Origin of the sequence: Bradyrhizobium sp. UBA2491, from assembly GCF_002341725.1 — a bacterium.
Lineage (GTDB): Bacteria > Pseudomonadota > Alphaproteobacteria > Rhizobiales > Xanthobacteraceae > Bradyrhizobium.
This window is the reverse complement of sequence record NZ_DDOP01000050.1, coordinates 115,790-136,316: the sequence shown is the minus strand read 5'-3', so window position 1 is coordinate 136,316 and position 20,527 is coordinate 115,790. Positions and strand designations below refer to the sequence as shown.

The window sequence follows — 20,527 nt, the reverse complement described above, 5'->3', positions numbered from 1 at the left end:
GGCTAGAACCGCGTCGTACCAAGCGGCAGGCCGAGCTTGAGCCGCCCGGTCAGCGCGTAGCTGTTCGATGTCATCGCGACATGCTTGATCGCCGCCTGGACGTCGCGGATCGATCGTTCGAGCGTGCCGGTCTCGAAGATCGCCGCGGTGCCTGCGGGCGCGGCGATCATCTCGACCACGCGCGCGGCGCTTTCGGCGGCATTGGCGCAGGCGATCCGGTGCAGCAGCCTCGCCTCGACCAGTCGCTCGCCCCCGCTGTCGCAGGCCGCCATCAGCTCGGTCATGCCTTCGACGAGCAGTGCCCGGGCGGAGCGCAGCGTGGTTTCGGCACGGCCGACCATGGCCTGGACCAGTTCACCGTCGCGCAGCTGGCCGACGCCGCCCATCCGCGGCTTCCTGGCCGCGAGCGCGATGAAGGCGTCGAGCGCACCACGGGCAATCCCGAGCGGCACGACCGAGACGGTCCAGGAAAACGCCGATACGCCCGGCAGGCGGTATGGAATGCCCGGCTGGGTCGGCTTGAAGTCGACCAGCGGATGGCTGTGGCTCGCCGGCACGAAGCAATCCTGCATCTCGAAGTCCCAGCTTCCGGTGGCGCGCAGCCCGGACACGAACCAGGTGTCGTGGAGGCGGATGTCGGCCCGGTCGACGTAGCAGCAGATCGGCGGGCTGTCCTTGCCGTCGGGGCCCTTGACGCTGGCGAGCCCCATGAACTTCGTGGCGTGCGGCGCACCACTGCCGAATGGCCAGCGTCCGCTGACGCGATAGCCGCCCTCGACCTCCACCGCCGTCCCGATCGCGCCGGTCGCGGCGGCGATGAACGCCAGCGGATCGGCGAACCAGCCCCGCACCACCTCCTCGGGCAGATAGCCGCCGGCCCGGCTCATGCCGCCGCCATTGGCGACCAGCCAGCCGACCGAGCCGTCGAGCGCCGAGGCCGCCTCGACGATGGTCATGAAGTCGAGCGAGGAGAATTCCGGCCCGCCGAGCGCCCTCGGCAGATACAACCGAAACAATCCGGCCTCGGCCAGGGCGCGGATCACGGCGTCGGGAAGCCGGCGCGCGCGGTCGAAATCCGCCCGGTGCTCGGCAATCAACGGGACAAGCCGCTCGATCGCGGCCAAATAGTCGGCAATACTGGCAATGGCAGGGTCTTTGGCAGGCTGGGGCATGGCGCCGTCCTCTCCGAAAGCTGGGCAATATCGTGAGTTCAGCGCGGCGACGGGGATTTGACCATCTGGCGTGGCGTCGCAGAATGATTGTCATCTCTTTGTCATGAATTGTGCAGACAGGTTCAGCCGGTACAGTTCGAGGACACGCATGGACTATTTCAAACGCTTCAACTTCCTGTTCGCGGCGCCGGTTTTCGAGGCCGACGACCTCGAAGGCATCCGATTCAACCAGATCGTCGCCGAAATCGAGCGTTCCGGCTTCGAGGTGGTCCGCGCCCGCAAGCTGGAAGACGCCGAGATCGCGGTCCAGACCGATGCCGCGATCGGCTGCATGGTGGTCGACTGGGGCAAGAAGGGCCTCGAGGGCAAGACCGCCGCGCTGATCAACCTGATGCGCCGCCGCGGCCTCGACTTCCCGATCCTGCTGCTGATCCGCCGCAAGCGCTTCGAGGACCTGCCCGTCGAGGTGCTGGATTTCATCGACGGCTATGTATTCCTGTCCGAGGAGACCCCCTCCTTCATCGCCAAGAACCTGATCTCCCGGCTGAAGCAATATGCCGAGAACCTGAAGACGCCGTTCTTCGGCGCCCTGGTCGACTATGCCGAGGAAGGCAACCAGCTCTGGACCTGCCCGGGCCACAATGGCGGCGTGTTCTACAGCCGCAGCCCGATCGGCCGGGTGTTCGTCGAGCATCTCGGCGAAGCCGTGTTCCGCGACGACCTCGACAATTCCGTGCTCGACCTCGGCGACCTCCTCACCCATGAGGGGCCGGCGCTGCGCGCGCAGAAGGAAGCAGCGCGGATCTTCGGCGCCGAGAAGACCTATTTCGTGCTCAACGGCACCTCGACTTCCAACAAGGTCGCGCTCGGCTCGCTGGTCACCGACGGCGACCTCGTGCTGTTCGACCGCAACAACCACAAGGCCGCCCATCACGGCGCGCTGCTGATCGGCGGCGGCATCCCGGTGTATGTGCCGACCGTGCGCAACGCCTGGGGCCTGATCGGCCCGATGCGTTGGGACCTGCTCGACGAGGGCGCGCTGCGCGACGCCATCCGCAAGCATCCGCTGGTCAAGGACGAGAACGCCTGGAAGAAGGAGCGGCCGTTCCGCGTCGCGGTGGTGGAGCAGTGCACCTATGACGGCACCATCCACTCGGCCGAGATGATCCTGAAACGGATCGGCCATCTCTGCGACTACATCCTGTTCGACGAGGCCTGGGCCGGATTCATGAAATTCCACCCGATCTACGCCGGCCGTTTCGCGATGGGCCTCGCCAATCTCGGCCCCGAGGCGCCCGGCATCATCGCCACCCAGTCGACCCACAAGCAGCTCGCGAGCTTCTCGCAGGCCTCGCAGATCCACATCCGCGACCGCCACATCAAGGGCCAGAAGCGCCGGGTCGAGCATCGCCGCTTCAACGAAAGCTTCATGCAGCACGCCTCGACCTCGCCGTTCTACCCGATCTTCGCCTCGCTCGACGTGGGCGCGCAGATGATGAAGGGCCGCTCCGGCGAAGTGCTGTGGGACGACACGATCCGGCTCGGCATCGAGCTGCGCAAGAAGATCCGCGCGGTGAAGCGCGAGTTCGAGGAGAAGGAGGCGCGAGCCGAGCGGCGCTGGTTCTTCGAGCCGTTCGTGCCCGACCGCGTCATGATCCCCGACGTCGCGCGCGAGAACGGCGTGCACAACGTCGCCTGGGAGACGATCTCGACCGACCAGCTCGCGACCACGCCGTCCTATTGGCAGCTCAGCCCGGGCGAGACCTGGCACGGCTTCCCCGAGCTGACCGCGGGCTTCGCCATGACCGACCCGAACAAGCTGACCTTGCTGACGCCGGGCTTCGATCACTCAACCGGCGCCTATGCCGATCACGGCATCCCCGCCCCGGTCGTGGCGCAATATCTGCGCGAGAACCAGATCGTCGCCGAGAAGAACGACCTCAACTCCCTGCTGTTCCTGCTGACGCCCGGCGTCGAGGCCAGCAAGGCCGGCACGCTGGTGTCCGGCCTCGTCGCCTTCAAGAAGCTGCACGATGACAATGCGCTGATCGAGGACGTCATCCCGGAATTCTTCCGCCGCCGCCCGCAACGCTACACCGGGGTGCGGCTGCGCGACCTCTGCGGCGACATGCACCGCTTCTTCCGCGACGCCGGCGTCAGCAAATTGCAGGCCAGCCAGTTCCTGCCCGAACATCTGCCGGAGATGGCGATGTCGCCGCGCCAGGCCGCGCAATACCTGATCCGCAACGACGTCGACTATCTGCCGATCGACCAGATCTTCGGACGCGTCGCGGCGACGCCGTTCGTGGTCTACCCGCCCGGCATCGCGACCATCGTTCCCGGCGAACGGCTGACGGAACGAAGCAAGCCGATGATCGATTATCTCCGGACCTTCGAGGCAAGCTTCAACGCCTTCCCGGGCTTCGAGGTCGAGGTCCAGGGCATCTACAAGGAGATCGACGAATCCGGCCGCATCCGCTTCTACACCTATGTCGTGTCCGAATAGGCGATCGGACGCAGCACAATGGAGAATGATCACAAGATCACCGTCCGTCCTTCGCGCGACAGCGACGTCGATGCGATGCTGGCGATCTACCGCCACCACATCCGCCACGGCATCGAGGAGAGCGTCGACGACAGCGGCACGCCCGAGCCCGACGATCTGCGCGACCGCCGCAAGAATCTGCGCAGCACCCGCCTGCCGCATCTGGTCGCGGTGTGCGAGGGCGAAGTGGTCGGCTACGCCTATGTCGTCCAGTTCCGCAAGCGCCCGGCCTACCGCTACACGGTGAAGCATTCGATCTACATCCACCACCGCTTCACCGGCAAAGGCGTCGGCGGCCGGCTGTTGCAGGAGCTGGTCGACACCTGCGCCGCGGCCGGCTTCCGCCAGATGATCGGCTACATCGACAGCGACAATGCCGCTTCGCTCGCGCTGCACGAGCGCTTCGGCTTCGCCCGCGTCGGCCATCTGCCGGGGGTCGCCTATCGCTACGGCCGCTGGTCGGACACCGTGATGGTGCAGCGCTCGCTCGCCGCCGGCTCCACCGCGCCACCGCCGCCCGCACCGCTGTCGCGGCGGTGATGGGCCAAGCTCTTTCAATTTGTCGTCCTGGCGAAGGCCAGGACCCATAGCCACCGCATCCGGTGATGAACGAGATGGCGGCCCCGGCGTCACGTAACAATCAAGATTTGGGGTAATGGGTCCTGGCTTTCGCCAGGACGACGGTGAAGACGGATTTCCACTCAAAACGTCAAACACGCGATGTCATACCCGCGATAGCGGGTGATCCAGCATTCCAGAGGCAGTCGTGCTTGAGCCGAAAGGCCGCGGCGTACTGGATCGCCCGGTCGAGCCGGGCGACGACAGTTGAGGATGGGATCGATCTCGCTACACTCCACCCATCCGACAAGCCGACCACCAGCACGTTGCTGGAGCCCGCCTACTCCAGCGTGAAGCCGACCCGCAGCGTCACCTGATAGTGCCGGACCTTGCCGTCCTCGATGTGGCCCCGGGTCTGCACCACCTCGAACCATTTCATTTCCCGGATCGTCGTCGACGCGCGGCTGACGGCGTTCTCGATCGCCGCCTCGATGCTCTTGTCCGATGATCCGACCAGTTCGAGGATTTTGTAGACGTGATCCTTGTCGTGCGTGGTGGGCATGTCGACCTCCTCTCGGGATGCGCGATCCGGACGATTTGCAGTCCGATCCGGACAGCCGGTCGTCCGGTGTCAGCCGGCTGTCGTCGCCAATGCTGCGCGGCAGCACAGCCGTTGATTTGAATCAACGTGTCGCGGCGCCTTTGGTGCCATCATGCAGTTGGTGCCATCCGTACACCTGCCCTTGTCGGCGCGCTCACCTATGGTAGCATGATTTCGGTTCAGTATTCGGGAGCGATACGATGTCGACTGCGTCCAGCTCACCCGCCACACCTCCTCACAGCCTCGGATCCGGGCTTGCCAACCTTCGCGCGAAGTGGGGCTGGATCGTCGCCCTTGGCGTCATCTACCTGATCGCAGGCGTGCTTGCCTTCGGCAGCGTGTTCTTCGCCACCGTCGTCAGCGTGTTGTTCGTCGGCGCCATGATGATCGTCGCTGGCGCCGCCGAGATCGTGAACGCGTTCCAGTTCAAGTCGTGGGGCAAGTTCCTGTTCTGGCTGCTGCTCGGCGCGCTCTATGTCGTGGCGGGCTTCATCACCTTCGAGAACCCGCTGCTCGCCGCAGCGACGTTGACGCTGTTCCTCGGCGTCGCCCTGGTGGTCTCCGGCATCGTCCGCATCTTCCTCGCCTTCGGCATGAACTCGGCGGCGCCCTGGGGCATGGTCGCGATCTCGGGCGTGATCACGCTGGTGCTCGGCGTGATGATCCTGGCGCGCTGGCCGGTCTCGAGCCTCTATGTGCTCGGCATCTTCCTCAGCGTCGATCTGATCTGTGCCGGCGTGAGCTGGATCAGCATGGGCATGGCGCTGAAGCAGAGGACGTGAGGCGCGATTGCTGGGCGGGTTGGCGTCGCGTACCCGCCCGCCCTACTTCCTGATCTGCTCGGCCGCGCGCACCAGCGGGCGGTCGGAGAGCTGGATCGGGCCGGAGAACGGCGTGCTCATTTCCAGGATCAGATAGATCGCAGCCGAGATCAGCATCGCCGCGGCGATGGTGATCGAGATCACGACGGCGTTGCGCGGCGCGCGAAAGCCCAGCGTCGCGAACATCAGCGTCAGCCATCCGACCAGGATGCAGATCAGCGGTGACGGAAACGAGCCATCGGACTGCTCCGCAAAGGTCCAGCGCTGCTGCACCGCTTGCCGATAGAAGGTTCGGGCGTCGTTCCACAGCGCGACCTTCTGCTCGTCGTCGAACTTCAGCTCGCGAAGGCTGGTGCCGACCTCGTCGAGCAGATGTTCGGAGACTTCGTTCGCGCGCGAGATCGGGGTATCCTTGAGCGCCTGCTCGACATAGGCGAGCAGCCGCTTGCGCGGCTCGTCGGCGCTGGGGCCGAGCGGCCGCATGCTGCGGTCGAGCAGGATGAGATCGGTGGCGAAGACGTGCAGGTTGCGATCGACCGCCACATAGGTGTTGGCGGCGCTGTTCATCATCAGGCCGAGCAGCAGCGACGGCATGGTGACGAACAGCGTCGCGACCAGCCGTACCGAGGTATTGGTCTCGTCGCTGCGGTGATGTTCCGCGAGACGGCCGTGGATCGCCATGGTCGCGAGCGCGGCGCCGCTCAGCAGCATGAAGATCAGGATGGCGACGACGACTGCAACCACGGCTTGCGAAGACCTGCGAGAGAATCAGGTGTACAGGATAGCAAGTGACGCGGAGCGGCGCATGTCCGGTTGACTGGCCCTCCCCACGCGCTATCCAGTCCGGACCGGCTTTGGTGCGCCTCGCGGAGGCGCGCAACGGCGCCTGAGGAGAGCAACCGTGCATTTTGTCGACGACAGCGAGGTCAATCGCGTCCTGACCTTTCCGATCCTGATCGAGGCGATCGAGGCCGCGCACCGGCGGCCCAAGATCGCCGTCAGGGACGGCTATCTCGGCGACGACAAGGGCCAGCAGTTGGTGACGCGCAGCGCGGTCGACGGCGGCCGCTTCATGATGACCAAGCTCTACACCAGCTTCCCGGGCAACCTCGCCCACGGCAAGCTGCCGGCGGTGCAGGCGGTCTGCGTGCTGTTCGACGGCAATGACGGACGACCACTCGCGGTGATGGATGCTGCCGAGATCACGCATTGGAAGACCGCGGCGGACTCCGCGCTCGGCGCCAAGCTGCTGGCAAGGCCCGACGTCGAGACGCTGCTGGTGGTCGGCGCCGGCGAGATGGCGCAATGGCTGGTGCGCGGGCACCGCACGGTGCGGCCGTCGCTGAAGCGGGTCCGGATCTGGAACAGGACCATCGCGCGCGCCGAGGAACTCGCCGCGCAGCTCGAAGGCGAAGGGATCGCCGCCGAGGCCGTCAGCGATCTCGACGCCGCGACCCGCGAGGCCGACATCATCACCACCTGCACCCGCTCGCGCGAGCCGCTGGTCAAGGGCGCGAACCTGAAGCCCGGCACCCATCTCGACCTGGTCGGCGGCTTCACCCCCGAGACCCGTGAGTCCGACGACGAGGCGGCGCGACGTTCGCGCATCTTCGTCGACCGCCACGAATCCGCCTTCGACGGCGTCGGCGACATCCTGGCGCCGATCGCAAGTGGTGCGATCAAGGAGAGCGACGTGCTCGGCGACCACTACGACCTCGCCAGTGGCAAGGTCAGAGGCCGGCTGTCGGACACCGACATCACCTTCTTCAAGAACGCCGGCGGCGGGCATCTGGACCTGATGACCTGCGAGACCGTGTTCGCGCGGCTGGGGAAAGAGTTGCGGTAACGGCGAGAACGTAGGGCGGGTTAGCGAAGCGTAACCCGCCGACGCAACTCGACGCGCGGTAAGACGGCGGGTTACGGCTTCCGCCTAACCCGCCCTCCATTTTCCAATCCGCCCTACTCTGCCTACGCTACGTCTCGCGCAACCAGATCTCGCCGATCGAATGGTCGGAGCGCTTGCGCAGCACGACGTCGGCGCGCGTCCGCGTCGGCAGGATGTTTTCCCTGAGATTGGCGCGATGATGCTCGCGCCATAGCCGCTCGGCGACCTCGCGCGCATCGCTCGGCGGCAGGTCCCGGTAGTGGTGGAAATAGGATGCCGGATTCCGGAACGCGGTCGGCTGCAACTTGAGGAAGCGTTCGACATACCAGGACTGGATGTCGGCCTCGTCGGCATCGAGATAGATCGAGAAGTCGAAGAAGTCCGACACCACCACTGGTGCTGCGCCGCGCGCCAGCAGCACGTTGAGGCCCTCGAACACCAGGATGTCCGGCTGCCGGATCACCTGCCGTTCCGACGGCACGATGTCGCCGATCAGGTGTGAATACACCGGCAACTCCAGCTCGCCCTCACCCGCCTTCGCCGCCGCGAGGAAGCGCAGCATCCGCGGCAGATCGTAGCTGTCGGGAAAGCCCTTGCGCCGCATCAGGCCGCGCTCTTCCAGAGCGGCATTGCCATGCAGGAAGCCGTCGGTCGTCACCAACTCGACGCGCGGATGGTCGGCCCATCCGGTCAGCAGCGCGCACAGCACACGGGCAAAGGTGCTCTTGCCGACGCCGACACTGCCGGCCAGCGCGATAATGTAGGGCGAGCGCCGTGCCGGCCGGCCAAGAAACTCCGCCTTGACCTGCGCCAGATTGCGCGCTGCCGAGAAATGCAGGTTCAAGAGGCGCGTGAGTGGCAGGTAGACGTCGGAAACTTCGGCAGCCGTGATCGGCCCGTTCAGGCCGCGCAGTGCGGCGAGGTCGGCGTCCGACAGCGTCAGCGACGTGCTGGCGCGCAACGCCGCCCAGTCGCTGCGGCTGAAGATCATGTAGGCCGAGAGCTCGTCGTCGGGCTGGATCATTCCCTGATCTTGCCGAGACAGAGCCGGAAACGTCAATGGCCGTTGTCGGCGGAGAACCGTAGGGCGGGTTACGCTAACGCTAACCTACCCTACGCTCCCTATTCCGCCGCTTGCTGCGCTGGCGCATCGAGCACCGCCGAGACCTTCGGTGGCGACATCGGCAGGCTGTAGAAGCGTTTGCCGAGCGCGTTGTGAACCGCGTTGGCGACTGCCGCCATGACCGGCACCAGCGGCACCTCGCCGACGCCCTTGACGCCCTGCGGGTGCTTCGGGTTCGGCACTTCGACCAGGGCACAGTCGAGCATCGGCAGGTCGGAGCAAACCGGCATGCGATAGTCGAGGAAGCCCGGATTATCGACCTTGCCATCCTTGTTGTAGATGTATTCCTCGTTCAGCGCCCAGCCGATGCCCTGCGCGACGCCGCCCTGGAGCTGGCCCTCGACATAGCTCGGATGCACGGCGCGGCCGACATCCTGCACGGCGGTGTAGCGGATCACCCTGACGATCCCGAGTTCGACATCGACCTCGACGTCGCAGATGTGGGTGCCGAAGCCGCCTTCGGCGCCCTGGGTGTTGAGCTGCACGCTGGCGCCGATCGGGCCGCCCTGCGACGGCGCCTTCTCAGCCAACTCCGCCAGCGTCAGCGGCTTGAACTCGCCGGCGTTCGGGCTGACGGGATGCGCGGCACCGTTCTCCCATTTCACGGCTTCCGGATCGATCTCCCAGATCTTCGCGGCGCGCTCGCGCAGGGTCGCGATCACCTTGTCGGCCGCCTGCGTCACCACCATCGAGGAGGCGAACAGCACGCGGCTGCCGCCGGTGAGATTCGAGAAGCCGACCGTTTGCGTATCGCCGATGATGACGGAGATCCGCTTGTAGTCGATGCCGAGCAGCTCGGCGCAGATATTGGCGATGCCGGCACGCGAGCCACCGATATCGGGATGCCCTGTTGTGACGACGACATTGCCATCCTCGGTGATGTTGACCTGCGCGGAAGATTCACCGCCGGCATTGAACCAGAAGCCCGAGGCCACGCCCCTGCCCTGAAGCTTGCCGAGTGGTGCGGCATAATGCGGATGGTTCTGCGCGGCTTGCAGCGTCTCGATGTAGCCGATGCGCGGGAACACCGGACCGTGCGCCGCCTTGGTGCCCTGCTTCGCCGCGTTCTTCAGCCGCAGCTCCAGCGGATCCATCTTCAGTGTCTCGGCGAGCTCGTCGAGCACGCATTCAACCGCATAGGCACCGATCGGCGCGCCGGGCGCGCGATAGGCCGCGACCTTGGAGCGGTTGGAGCAGACGTCGAAGCCTTCCGACAGCACATGCGGGATGTCGTAGGGCGCGAAGCTGCACCCGACCGCGCCGCGGATCGGCGAGCCCGGGAAGGCGCCGGCCTGCAAATAGAAGGTGCCGTGAGCGGCGACGATGGTGCCGTCCTTCTTCGCGCCGATCTTCACCGTGCTCTTCGAGCCCGAGGTCGGGCCGGTGGCACGCATCACCTCCTCGCGCGTCATCACCATCTTTACCGGACGGCCGGACTTCTTGGCGAGCAAGGTCGCCAGCGGCTCGAGATAGACGATGGTCTTGCCGCCGAAGCCGCCACCGATCTCGGCGGGGATGGCACGGATGTCGTTCTGCGGGATGCCCGTCAGCATCGAGGTCATCGCGCGCACCATGAACTGGCCCTGGCTCGACGACCAGATCGTGGTCTTGCCGTCGGCGGCGACCGAGATCAGGCAGGCATGCGGCTCGATATAGCCCTGGTGCACCGGGCGCGTCGTGAAGGAGCGCTCGATCACGATCTCGGCGTCCTTGAATCCCTGTCCGATGTCGCCCTTCTTGGATTCGATCCGGCCCATGATGTTCGAGGGCTTGCCGTCGAATGTGTTGAACTCGTGCAGGATCGGCGCGCCGTCCTTCAGCGCGTCGTCGATCTCTATCGCCCAGGGCAGCACGTCGTAATCGACCTCGATCAGCTTGCAGGCTTCCGCGGCGATCGCCTCCGTGGTCGCGGCGACGGCTGCGACGGGGTGGCCGGGGAACAGCGCCTTGTCGCGCGCCATCACGTTGCGGCACATCCAGCGCATGTCCTGGATACCGAGCATGACCGCGCCCTTCTCGATTCTGAAGTCGACGATGTCGCGCGAGGTGACCACCGCCTTGACGCCGGGCAACGCCTCGGCCATGGCGGTGTTGATCGACTTGATGCGGGCGTGCGGATGCGGGCTGCGCAGCACCTTACCCCAGATCATGCCGGGCATGGTGGTGTCGGCGGCGAACGCCGCGCGTCCGGTCACCTTGTCGACGCCATCGGGCCTAATGGTGCGCTGGCCGATCCACTTGTTGTCGACGACGTTCATCGCACAGCCTCCCGCATTTCAGCCGCGGTCTCCATCACCGCGCGGACGATCTTGTCGTAACCGGTGCACCGGCACAGATTGCCGGCGAGCCAGAAGCGGACTTCCTCTTCGGTCGGATCGGAGTTCTTCGCCAGCAGCGCCTCGGAAGCCACCAGCATGCCCGAGGTACAGATGCCGCACTGGAGCGCAGCATGCTCGAGGAACTTCTGCTGCAACGGATGCAGCTCGCCGCCCCTGGCCATACCTTCGATGGTCCCGATCTCATGGCCCTCGGCCTCGGCCGCGAGCATCAGGCAGGAGCAGACCAGCCGGCCGTCAAGCGTGATCGAGCAGGCGCCGCAATCGCCGGACGAACAGCCCTCCTTCGAGCCGGTGAGACCGAGTTGGCCGCGCAGCGCGTCGAGCATGGTGTCATAGGGCTCGCACAGGAATTCGACCGGCTCGCCGTTGACGGAGGTGGTGACGTGCAGTTTCGCCATGGTGCTAGTGTCCTCCCGCGCGCTGGGCGGCGATCGCGGCGGTGCGCTTCAGCAGCACGCCGGCGGTTTTCGTGCGATAGGCGATGGTGCCGCGCTTGTCGTCGATCGGACGGCAGGCGGCGCGGCACGCCGCGGCGGCGGCTTCCAGCGCCGCATCGTCGAGCCTCGAGCCAACCAGCGCTTGCGCAGCCGGCGCGACCAGAAGCGCGGTCGGCGCCACCGCGCCGAGACCGACCCGAGCCGCGGTGCAGACGCCGTCCTTTAAGGTCAGGCTGACCCCGATGCCGACCACCGCAATGTCCATCTCGGTGCGCGGGATCATCCGCAAATACGCATCACTCGAACCGTTAGGCCGTGGTGGCAACGCAAAGCTGACCAGGATCTCGCCCGGCTTGAGGTTGGTCCGTCCCGGTCCGGCCGGAACGTCCTCGACCTTGATCTCGCGGCGGCCGTTGGGGCCTTGCACTGTGACGACGGCGCCGGCCGCAATCATCGCCGGCACGCTGTCGCCTGCGGGCGAGCCGTTGCAGAGATTGCCGCCGGCAGACGCCCGGCCCTGCACCTGCTTGGAGCCGATCAGGTTGACGGCCTCGAGCACGCCGGGCCACACCTTGCCGAAGCGCGGATGCTCTGACAGCGCCATGCCGGAGACGGCGGCGCCGACGCGGAAACCGCCATCGGCGGTCTCGGTGATCTCGGTCATCTCGCCGATCTTCTTGATGTCGACGATCAATCCCGGCCGCACCAGGCCGGAGCGCATTTGCACCAACAAATCGGTGCCCCCTGCCATAATGCGGGCGGCACTTCCGGCGGCAGCAAATGCGCCAATCGCTTCATCAAGCGTGCGCGGTGCTACGTATCGGATATCGGTCATGACGGTTCTTTGAGTCTCCCTCGGCTGCGTGCTCGCGCTGCTTGTTCCCTTTGGAGGATATGGCCTTGTTGCCGGCCGGCAGGACCGCAAGCCTACACGGCGGATCAAGGTCCGAACAGCCCGTGAGGTGCGGCAGGAAGCGCGGGCTCCCATGCAGGATGCGGACTTGTGCGGGGCCGCCGCAACGCGCGCTGCGCGCGGTGATGCGAGGCAGGATCACGCGATAGTGTTGCGTATGGCACAAATTCCTCATCTGCCGACGTCATCGTAAGCTATGCAATGCAGCTCATTTGTTCGTGGCCAGCGCTGGCCGCGTGTCGCAGCCCTTGCCGCCATGCTGATGGTTTGGGCGGCACCGCCGCCTGCCTCCGCCGCGCCTGCGAGCAGCGACGTCTGCGTCACCTGCATTCGAATCCGTGTCGGCGTCCCCACCATCGTGCGCGGACCCGCGGCCGACATTGCCGATAACCACTTCAACGAGATCGCGCTGCCGAACGGCCGGTTTCGCGGCTTCGACGCCCATGGCGAGACGCGGGCGATCGACGGCGCCCGGCCGTCCGACATGAGCGGCCCCGCCCGCGTGGTGCTGCGGGCGGGACCACAAGGCAGCTACGATTCCTGCGGCCGGTGGCTGAATCACGCCGAACGCAAAGGCGCGGTCGTGCTGGGCTTCATCCACGACGAGACCGCGTGCAATTACGCGGCGGGCCAAACCCACAAATCGATGTCGCTGGCGACGTCATCCGATGACGGCCTGACCTGGCGTGAACTCGGGCAGATCATCACGGGCACCGACAAACCGACGCCGGGCAAGGACACCGGTGAAGGCGATTGCACCGCTGTCGATGGACATGACGACTTCTACTATCTCTACTGCTTTCGTTCGAGCGACGGCAGTCTGATCGTGGCGCGGGCGCCGCTTGCCGATCCCGGCCCGGGCAAATGGACCAAGTATTTCGACGGACGGTGGGACCAGCCTGGACTCGGCGGCCAGGCCACCCGTCTGAGGAACGGCTCGGGTACGAGCGTTGCCCGTTGGGCGGCAAGCGGAGAACTGGTCCTGACCGGCTGGGTGCCGGGCGGCCTCGGCCTGTTCCTGAGCCGCGATCACGTCACGCTGAAGGCGATGCCCGAGCCGCTGCTGGTGCTCGATCCCGGCATCTGGCAGCGTCCGGCGCCGTCAGAACTGGTCACCTATCCGGTGCTGCTCGACGCCATCAATGGCGGCAACCAGCTCTCGAACAAATGGATGCTCAGCTACGCCTACTGGCCGCCGGGCGGCAGTCATGCCGACCACTATCTGGTGCTGAGGCCGATCGAGGTGGCGCGCAGCGATACGGCGTCCGGCCCGCAGGTCGGCGTGCAGCTCGCGCGCTGGTACAATTCAGGGCTGCATGACCGCTGGTCCACCACGGGCCCCGTTCCCGGCAACGGCACCGCGTACCGGCTCGAAGCGCGGTCCGGCTACCTGATGACATCAGCGCAAACCGATGCGACGACCACCGAACTCGAAGATTGCGTCAGCCAGCGGGGCAGTCATCCGGATCACCTGCTGGCGGAGAAAGGCTTCTGCGAAGCACACGCCTATCAGCGGCTGCGCACCGCCGGCTGGGTCTATGCGCAACCGCGGCCTGACGCCATCCCGCTCTACCGCTGCTACAGCGCGCGGGAACAATCGCACTTCGCCTCCAACGCCGCCGATTGCGAGAAGCTCGGCGGCAACGAACATCTGCTCGGCTACGCGCTGAAGCAATGAACCTGTTCGGCTGCGCTATGTCGCAGCCGCATTGGGCGCGCTGGCGCGGCTCTTGCTTGCTTTCGACAATGGATTGGTGAAGCATGCGGGTCGCTGTGGCATGGGTGCCGGCGCAACGAAAAATCGGGAGACGGCGAATGGTCGATGTTTCGCGCAGAACGCTCCTCAAGCTCGCGGCCAGCGTGCCGCCGGCGATGGCGGCCCCGGCCATCCTGTCATCGGGCGCCATCGCAGCAGCCAAGGGCAAGACCATCACCGCGGTGATGCATTCCGACCTGCGCATCATCGATCCCGGCTTCACCACCGCCTACATCACCCGCGACCATGGCTACATGGTCTACGATACGCTGCTCGGCATCGATTCCAGCTTCAAGGTCCGGCCGCAGATGGCGGACTGGACCATCTCGGACGACAAGCTGACCTACACCTTCACGCTGCGCGACGGGCTGAAATGGCATGACGGCGCGCCCGTCACCGCCGAGGACTGCATCGCTTCGCTGAAGCGCTGGACCACCGTCGACGGCATGGCGCAGAAGCTCGCCCAGTTCACCGCCTCGCTCGAGGCCGGCGGGCCGAAGACCATCGTGCTCAAGCTCAGGGAGCCCTACGGCCTGGTGCTGGAAACGCTGGCAAAGGCCTCTTCCTATGTCGCCTTCATGATGCCGACGCGGCTCGCCGAGACGCCGGCGGGCAAGCAGATCGCCGAGCAGATCGGCTGCGGCCCGTTCAAGTTCGTCGCAGGCGAATTCCAGCCTGGCGTCAAGGCGGTCTATGAGCGCAACGCCGACTACGTGCCGCGCAAGGAAAAGCCGGACTGGCTGGCAGGCGGCAAGGTCGCCAAGGTCGATCGTGTCGAATGGATCACGATGCCCGACGCGCAGACCGCGATCAACGCGCTACAGTCCGGCGACATCGATTTCCTGGAACAACCGTCGGTCGACCTGCTGCCGGTGCTGGAGGCCAATTCCGATCTCACCGTGGCCGTGCTGAACAAGTTCGGCTTCCAGATCGACGGCCGGATGAATTTCCTGCATCCGCCATTCGACAATGTAAAAATCCGCCGCGCGGCCTTCCTGGCGATGAACCAGAAGGACGTGCTCGACGCCACCGTCGGCAATCCCAAATATTACCAGATCTGCGGCGCCTATTTCGCCTGCGACACACCGCTCGCCAGTGACGTCGGCTCCGAGACGCTGGTCAAGGCCAGCGGCATGGCCGAGGCCAAGAAGGCGCTCGCCGCCTCGGGCTATGACGGCACGCCCGTCGTGATCATGATCCCCGGCGACGTGCAGACGCTGAAGGGGCCACCGACGGTCGCGGCGCAGCTGTTGCGAGAGGCCGGCTTCACCGTCGACGCGCAGGTGACGGACTGGCAGACCCTGGTGAGCCGCCGCGCCAGCCAGAAGCCGCCCAAGGAAGGCGGCTGGAACCTGTTCTTCACCTTCACCGGCGCGACCGAGGTGATGAACCCGATCGTCAACAACCAGATCGCCGCGAACGGCAAGAAGGCGTGGTTCGGCTGGCCCGAGGATGCCAAGCTCGAGCAGTTGCGCGATGCCTACGCGCGCGCCACCTCGCCCGAAGAGCAGAAGAAGGTCGCGGTCGAGATCCAGCAGGAAGCCTACGAGCAGGTGATCTATATCCCGCTCGGCCAGTTCCGCTTGCCGAGCGCCTGGCGCAAGTCGCTCACCGGCGTGCTGGAAGGCCCGGTGCCGCCGGTGTTCTGGAACGTCGACAAGAGCGAATAGCACCGGGCTGTCCGCAAGCTCGCTTCGCCCCTACCGCTGGCGGAACCGGCCGCACCCGCGCGCGGCCAAAAATATCGAAAACAACCCCATGCAAAGCATGCCGGCGGCGGCCAGCGATCGACAGGGCAAGTTGACACGTCGGTCAGAGGACGCTCACCGCGTCCCCCGGAATGCGATCGACCTGGTGTGATCGCTGTTCATCACCAGTATGGCCATTGCCATGCTTCATAGAGATCCCATGACGACACCAGCGGAGGAGCGTATGGATCGACGCGGTCGTCTTCAGGGCGATAACGATATCGTGGAACAATGTTATAATCCCACGGAGTTGGGCTTATCACGGGCGCCGTGATAACAACCCTCCGCCGTTCATGAACGATTTGTGCCTTCCGCGCCCGGGCTTCAGCAGCCGACGTCGCAAGATTGCACAGCACCAGGGTCGCTCCGAGAGCGCACGCAACGGTCATTCTTTTCATGCATCCGGCCTCCTTACCTCAGAGTGCAAAAGGACTCAAAGCAAGGCAAGCTAATTCGCTCTCGACTGGCGGGTGGGGCTTCCTCACGATACGCCGAGCCCTCCCCCGCAAGCGGGAGAGGGTGCGCATTTGCATGCGGCTGCTATCGCGGCCTCACTGACCGTTGGTCCGGCGCGCCGCCTTCGGCGCCTCGTCCTTCAGCTTCTCCAGCGCGCCGGGCATCATCTGCCCGAACATCGAGCTCAGCATCGCGGTCGGGATCAGGCCGGCGCTGTTGCCTTCCTGCCCCTGCCCGCCCGACATCAGGAACTGCGGCACCAGCGGCTGGTTGATCCGCGTCAAGGCGTCGGCGAACTTCGCGAAGTTCTGCTCGGCAAGCCGGTACTCCGGCCCGCCATAGGCATCGACCGACAGTTTGGTCGCCTGCGCGTTGGCGGCGCCGACGGCGAGCACCCGGTCGGCCTCGCCCTGGCCTTCGAGCCGCGACTGCTCGCCGACCGCGGCCGCGGTCACCTTCCGCGTCTCGGCATCCTTCTGCGCACGGGCGAGCGCGGCCGCGCCCTCGTTCTCGTTGACCCTGACCTGGATCAGCGATTGCGTCAGCGCGCTCTGTGCCGCCGCCGTCGCCTTGGCCTCGTTCAACGCACGCTCCTGCACCGCGGCCTTCTCCTGCTCCTGGTAGGTCTCGATCTGCTCGCGCGCGATTTGGCGCGAGCGGAGCTGGATCAGGATGTTCTCGATGGTGTGGTCACCGGCCGCCGCCCGCGGCGTGCCGATCAAAACCTCCTGGAGGTCGAGCGAATAGCTCTCGAACTTCGCCTTCATGTCGTGCGCCGCCTCCGCCTGGATCGCGGCGCGGTTCTGTAGCAGCTCGATCAACGTCATCTTCTGCGCGATGTTCTTGAAGAACGCAGAGACCATCGGGTCGAGCGTCTGCTCGACCAGCTTCTTCACGTCGCCGAAGCGCTGGATGATCATCGGCGCCTTCTTGTAGTCGATGTGCATCACCACCGAGAGCGGCAAGGTCGGCTCGAACGCGTCCTTGGTGATCAGCGAGATCTCCGACAGGTTCTCGTCGAGCTTCATCGCGCCGACCTCGCCGCGCACCCATTTCAGGATGAAGTTGACGGTCGGGATCACTTCGATCTTGCCGGCATAGGTGTTGAACGCGTATTTGCCCGGCAGCAGCGGGTCCTTCCAGACGCCGCGACTGCCGTTGAGCACCAGTTCGCCATGGCGATACTGCTCGCCCGAAACGTCGTCGGTGCGCGGGCCGGTGTAGAAGATGACGACGCCGACATTGCCGACCGGGATCACCGTCTTCGGCACCGCCTCGACGGTCGCAAACAGCCGGTTGATGTACCAGGTGCCCTCGACGATGACCTGGAGCTGGCGGCCGCGATAGCCGCCACCGCGCAGGAATTTCTCCGGTTCCTGGAAGTTGTTGTGGAAGGTCGCCGCGTCGCGCAGCTCGATGCCGACCTCGGGCGCGATGATCTCGCCCGGAGGCAGCGACGGGCCGTCATGCACCGTGACGATGCCGACCAGATCGTGATCGGCCGCCAGCACCACCGGCGCAAAACCCCAGCGTTCGGAGATCGTGAGCTGCATGCTCTCGAGCACGCCGCGCTCGCGCTCGCTCAGCGCGTGACCATAGACGCGCTCGTCGGTGATCACGGCAAACTGCGTGGTGTTGATCGCATAGGTACCCTCGCGCAGGATCTTGCGCTGCGGGCCCTTCTGGCCGCCACCGCGCAGGAAGCGGCGGGTGTCCTGGAAGTCCGACTTGTCTTCGATGTCATTGGCGCCGAGCACCTGCGAGGGCTCCAGCGGCGCACCGTCGCGCGCGAATACATAGGCGATCTTGCCCTGGCCAACGGTCACGAGGTCCGAGCGATGGATGCGGTACATGAAGGGAAACATCACGTGGAGGCCACCACGCAGCACGTCAGGCTCGTAGCCGGCCTCGCCGTTCAGCGCGATGAAGCCGTCGTCGATCGAGCCCTTCGCCGACCACAACTTCTCGACGATGCCGACCTGATTGTTCGGAATGTAGCGAAACACGTTCGATATGCGCAGCAGGATCACAAGCGCGATCGAAACTGCGCTCCAAATGGCCGGTTGGGTCAAACCTGAGCCATTAAGAAAACCGAGGAAGTCCATAGTCCATCTCCACAATTCGCAACTGGGCGGCTTGGGAACCCAAACCTGCACCAAGAATTGCGGTGCGGACATGTGGTGCGGGGCTGCCGGCGCAAGGCAGCGAACATTATTCGCGGTGCCAATCTTTTTTTTGATGACTGGATGAACCGCTGCGCGAATCACGCGACGTGAAGCCGCGACGTCGCTGCTGCACTTGCGGATCAATCGCAGATGAGCTCACCGCCCTGAACGAGGTACAGGTCAAGCGCTATCAAGCGGGCGCTTCGGGGAAAGCCTAGCCTGCGGTCGCCCTCACACAAACATCCATCGCAAAGGATGCCGCGGGCGATCGATTGCAGGAGGCACATCATGATGCTGGATCAATACCGAAAGCCGGTTGCGATGAGCGACCCCGGCCAACATGCCGCGCGACTGTCCGGCTTGCCGCGCGAGCCCGACGCGCTCGCAAGGACCGTACAGGGTCTCATGATCCACCAGCATATCGCGCCCAGCTATGGTGTGACGCTCAGTCCGGACCAGCGCGCCCAATCTCATGTTCGGGCTGTCGGGACGATGCTCGACGCGATCACGATGCGCGACGCGCGGCCGCTGTCCGTGGCACGCGCGGCCGGCGAGCGGCAGGTCGGGGTCTGCCGGCACTTCACGCTGCTCCATGTCGCGATGCTGCGCACCCACGGGATCGCGGCCCGCGCCCGCTGCGGCTTCGGCGCCTATTTCGAGACGGGCCGCTACATCGACCATTGGGTCACCGAATATTGGAGCGAACCGCACAATGCCTGGCTGCTGTTTGACGCCCAGATCGACGATCATCAGCGCAAACTGTTCAAGATCGGGTTCGACACCGCAAACGTGCCGCGCGATCAGTTCGTGGTTGCCGGCGATGCCTGGCGGCTCTGCCGCAGCGGAAAGGCCGACCCGGGCGCCTTCGGCATCCTCGACATGCACGGGCTGTGGTTCATCGCGGGCAATTTGATCCGCGACGTCGCCGCGCTGAACAATCACGAATTGCTGCCGTGGGACATCTGGGGCGCGATGCGCCGGCAGGATGACGAGCTCGATCTCGCCCTGTTCGATCGGCTGGCGCTCGTCAGCCGCGAACCCGACGCTCATCCCGACGAACGCGCTACGCTGTTTGCCGACGAACGCGTTCGCCTGCCAAAGGCCGTGCTCAACGCCGAGCTCAATCAACTACAGGAGCTATGAGGCGGCGGTCGGCCAGCGATTAGCTGGCTTTCTTCACCCGTGATCCCCTGAGGAAATCCGAAAACGCCTTCAGCGTCGCCTCCGATACGTGATGCTCGATGCCTTCGGCATCGGCCTCGGCGGATTCGCGCGGCACGCCGAGCGCGAGCAGCACTTCGAGCACCAGACGGTGCCGGGCGCGCACCCGCTTGGCGAGCGCGTCACCCTTCTCGGTCAGGAAGATGCCGCGGTAGGGACGTGCCGTCACCAGGTTCTCGCGCTTCAGCCGCGTGATGGTGTTGATGGCGGTGGGATGCGAGACCCCGAGCCGGCGCGCGATGTCGGTGGCGCGCGCCTCTCCCGTCGATTCGATCAGGTCGGCGATCAATTCGACATAGTCCTCCAGGATCACCGACGACCGCGCCGAGCGGGCCTTGCCGAAACGGCGCGCCTGCACCTGCTCGGTCGGCAGCTCATGCAGCGACGCCGTGCGCGTTGGTGACGCCTTCCGGCGTGTCGGAGAATCCGTGGCCATGACCGGCGAACCATGGTCCCGCCGGCAGGACATTGCAAGCTGGCGACAGGCGCCCCTTCTTGTTGCAACAGCCTCGCAATTGCAACAACTGCTTGACTTCGTAGCCTCGCCTCTTCAAATGTAGCTAGAGCTACATATTGGTGTGTTTACTAAGCCTGCTGAGGGCGTGTCGGAGGTTGGGAATGCGTGTTTGCGTCGCCCGTTGGGCCCTGCTGGGCACGACGTCGGTCGCCTTGATCGGTTTGCAAGGGATCGCGGGAGCCCAGCAAGTGACCCCTGCCGCGACCGATAGCCCGGCAGCGCCACCCGCAACCCGTCCGCCAACACCGGATGCGTCGACCGCCCCGACAC

The 20,527-nt window shown here is 65.5% G+C and carries 16 protein-coding genes; 7 read left to right on the top strand and 9 right to left on the bottom strand.

Going from position 1 to position 20,527, the window contains the following annotated elements; all coding sequences use genetic code 11:
- Nucleotides 1-2 precede the first annotated feature (2 nt).
- On the bottom strand, nt 3-1,172 hold the full coding sequence (locus B2W55_RS17155) for an acyl-CoA dehydrogenase family protein (protein ID WP_080891157.1): 1,170 nt from the start codon (nt 1,170-1,172) through the stop codon (nt 3-5).
- Nucleotides 1,173-1,320: 148 nt separating this feature from the next.
- Between B2W55_RS17155 and B2W55_RS17150 the strand changes: the two genes are divergently transcribed.
- Together B2W55_RS17150 and B2W55_RS17145 are read left to right on the top strand one after the other, a co-directional pair.
- Entirely contained in the window at nt 1,321-3,678 is a 2,358-nt protein-coding gene (locus B2W55_RS17150) for an Orn/Lys/Arg decarboxylase N-terminal domain-containing protein (protein WP_024582447.1), read from the top strand.
- An 18-nt stretch (nt 3,679-3,696) separates the two neighbouring features.
- Nucleotides 3,697-4,257 (top strand): GNAT family N-acetyltransferase, encoded by a 561-nt coding sequence (locus B2W55_RS17145; protein ID WP_024582448.1) that lies wholly within the window; start codon nt 3,697-3,699, stop codon nt 4,255-4,257.
- A gap of 358 nt (nt 4,258-4,615) precedes the next feature.
- Here the strand turns inward: B2W55_RS17145 and B2W55_RS17140 are convergent, their stop codons facing one another.
- Nucleotides 4,616-4,837 (bottom strand): dodecin, encoded by a 222-nt coding sequence (locus tag B2W55_RS17140; protein ID WP_024582449.1) that lies wholly within the window; start codon nt 4,835-4,837, stop codon nt 4,616-4,618.
- 239 nt (nt 4,838-5,076) lie between these two features.
- Here B2W55_RS17140 and B2W55_RS17135 point away from each other — a divergent pair, with 239 nt between their 5' ends.
- On the top strand, nt 5,077-5,658 hold the full coding sequence (locus B2W55_RS17135) for an HdeD family acid-resistance protein (RefSeq protein WP_024582450.1): 582 nt from the start codon (nt 5,077-5,079) through the stop codon (nt 5,656-5,658).
- A gap of 42 nt (nt 5,659-5,700) precedes the next feature.
- Here the strand turns inward: B2W55_RS17135 and B2W55_RS17130 are convergent, their stop codons facing one another.
- Complete coding sequence (locus tag B2W55_RS17130) at nt 5,701-6,441, bottom strand: DUF4239 domain-containing protein (RefSeq protein ID WP_024582451.1); 741 nt, start codon at nt 6,439-6,441, stop codon at nt 5,701-5,703.
- Nucleotides 6,442-6,598: 157 nt separating this feature from the next.
- Here B2W55_RS17130 and B2W55_RS17125 point away from each other — a divergent pair, with 157 nt between their 5' ends.
- Nucleotides 6,599-7,543 carry an ornithine cyclodeaminase family protein gene (locus B2W55_RS17125; RefSeq protein ID WP_024582452.1) on the top strand — a complete coding sequence of 315 codons (945 nt, stop codon included), beginning with the start codon at nt 6,599-6,601 and terminating at the stop codon, nt 7,541-7,543.
- A gap of 127 nt (nt 7,544-7,670) precedes the next feature.
- On the opposite strand, the gene coaA is transcribed toward B2W55_RS17125, so the two are convergent.
- The 4 genes from coaA to B2W55_RS17105 form a co-directional block, all read right to left on the bottom strand.
- Entirely contained in the window at nt 7,671-8,606 is a 936-nt protein-coding gene (gene coaA / locus B2W55_RS17120) for a type I pantothenate kinase (RefSeq protein ID WP_024582453.1), read from the bottom strand.
- A 98-nt stretch (nt 8,607-8,704) separates the two neighbouring features.
- Entirely contained in the window at nt 8,705-10,963 is a 2,259-nt protein-coding gene (locus B2W55_RS17115) for a xanthine dehydrogenase family protein molybdopterin-binding subunit (protein ID WP_024582454.1), read from the bottom strand.
- Nucleotides 10,960-11,442 (bottom strand): (2Fe-2S)-binding protein, encoded by a 483-nt coding sequence (locus B2W55_RS17110; protein ID WP_024582455.1) that lies wholly within the window; start codon nt 11,440-11,442, stop codon nt 10,960-10,962. The genes B2W55_RS17115 and B2W55_RS17110 overlap by 4 nt, the downstream gene beginning before the upstream one ends.
- A gap of 4 nt (nt 11,443-11,446) precedes the next feature.
- A complete protein-coding gene (locus B2W55_RS17105) occupies nt 11,447-12,307 on the bottom strand; it encodes an FAD binding domain-containing protein (RefSeq protein WP_024582456.1) in 861 nt (286 codons plus the stop codon).
- Between the two features lie 343 nt (nt 12,308-12,650).
- Here B2W55_RS17105 and B2W55_RS17100 point away from each other — a divergent pair, with 343 nt between their 5' ends.
- Together B2W55_RS17100 and B2W55_RS17095 are read left to right on the top strand one after the other, a co-directional pair.
- Nucleotides 12,651-14,072, top strand: a complete 1,422-nt coding sequence (locus tag B2W55_RS17100; RefSeq protein ID WP_024582457.1) for a hypothetical protein — start codon at nt 12,651-12,653, stop codon at nt 14,070-14,072.
- A 137-nt stretch (nt 14,073-14,209) separates the two neighbouring features.
- Entirely contained in the window at nt 14,210-15,820 is a 1,611-nt protein-coding gene (locus B2W55_RS17095; protein ID WP_024582458.1) for an ABC transporter substrate-binding protein, read from the top strand.
- A 629-nt stretch (nt 15,821-16,449) separates the two neighbouring features.
- Here B2W55_RS17095 and B2W55_RS17090 read toward each other — a convergent pair.
- The gene (locus tag B2W55_RS17090) at nt 16,450-18,459 is read right to left on the bottom strand and encodes an SPFH domain-containing protein (RefSeq protein ID WP_024582459.1); all 2,010 of its coding nucleotides are present in this window, start codon (nt 18,457-18,459) and stop codon (nt 16,450-16,452) included.
- Between the two features lie 348 nt (nt 18,460-18,807).
- Here B2W55_RS17090 and B2W55_RS17085 point away from each other — a divergent pair, with 348 nt between their 5' ends.
- Nucleotides 18,808-19,662, top strand: coding sequence for a transglutaminase-like domain-containing protein (locus tag B2W55_RS17085; RefSeq protein WP_024582460.1), 855 nt, complete (start codon nt 18,808-18,810; stop codon nt 19,660-19,662).
- A gap of 19 nt (nt 19,663-19,681) precedes the next feature.
- Here the strand turns inward: B2W55_RS17085 and mntR are convergent, their stop codons facing one another.
- Complete coding sequence (gene mntR, locus B2W55_RS17080) at nt 19,682-20,176, bottom strand: manganese-binding transcriptional regulator MntR (RefSeq protein ID WP_024582461.1); 495 nt, start codon at nt 20,174-20,176, stop codon at nt 19,682-19,684.
- Nucleotides 20,177-20,527 lie beyond the last annotated feature (351 nt).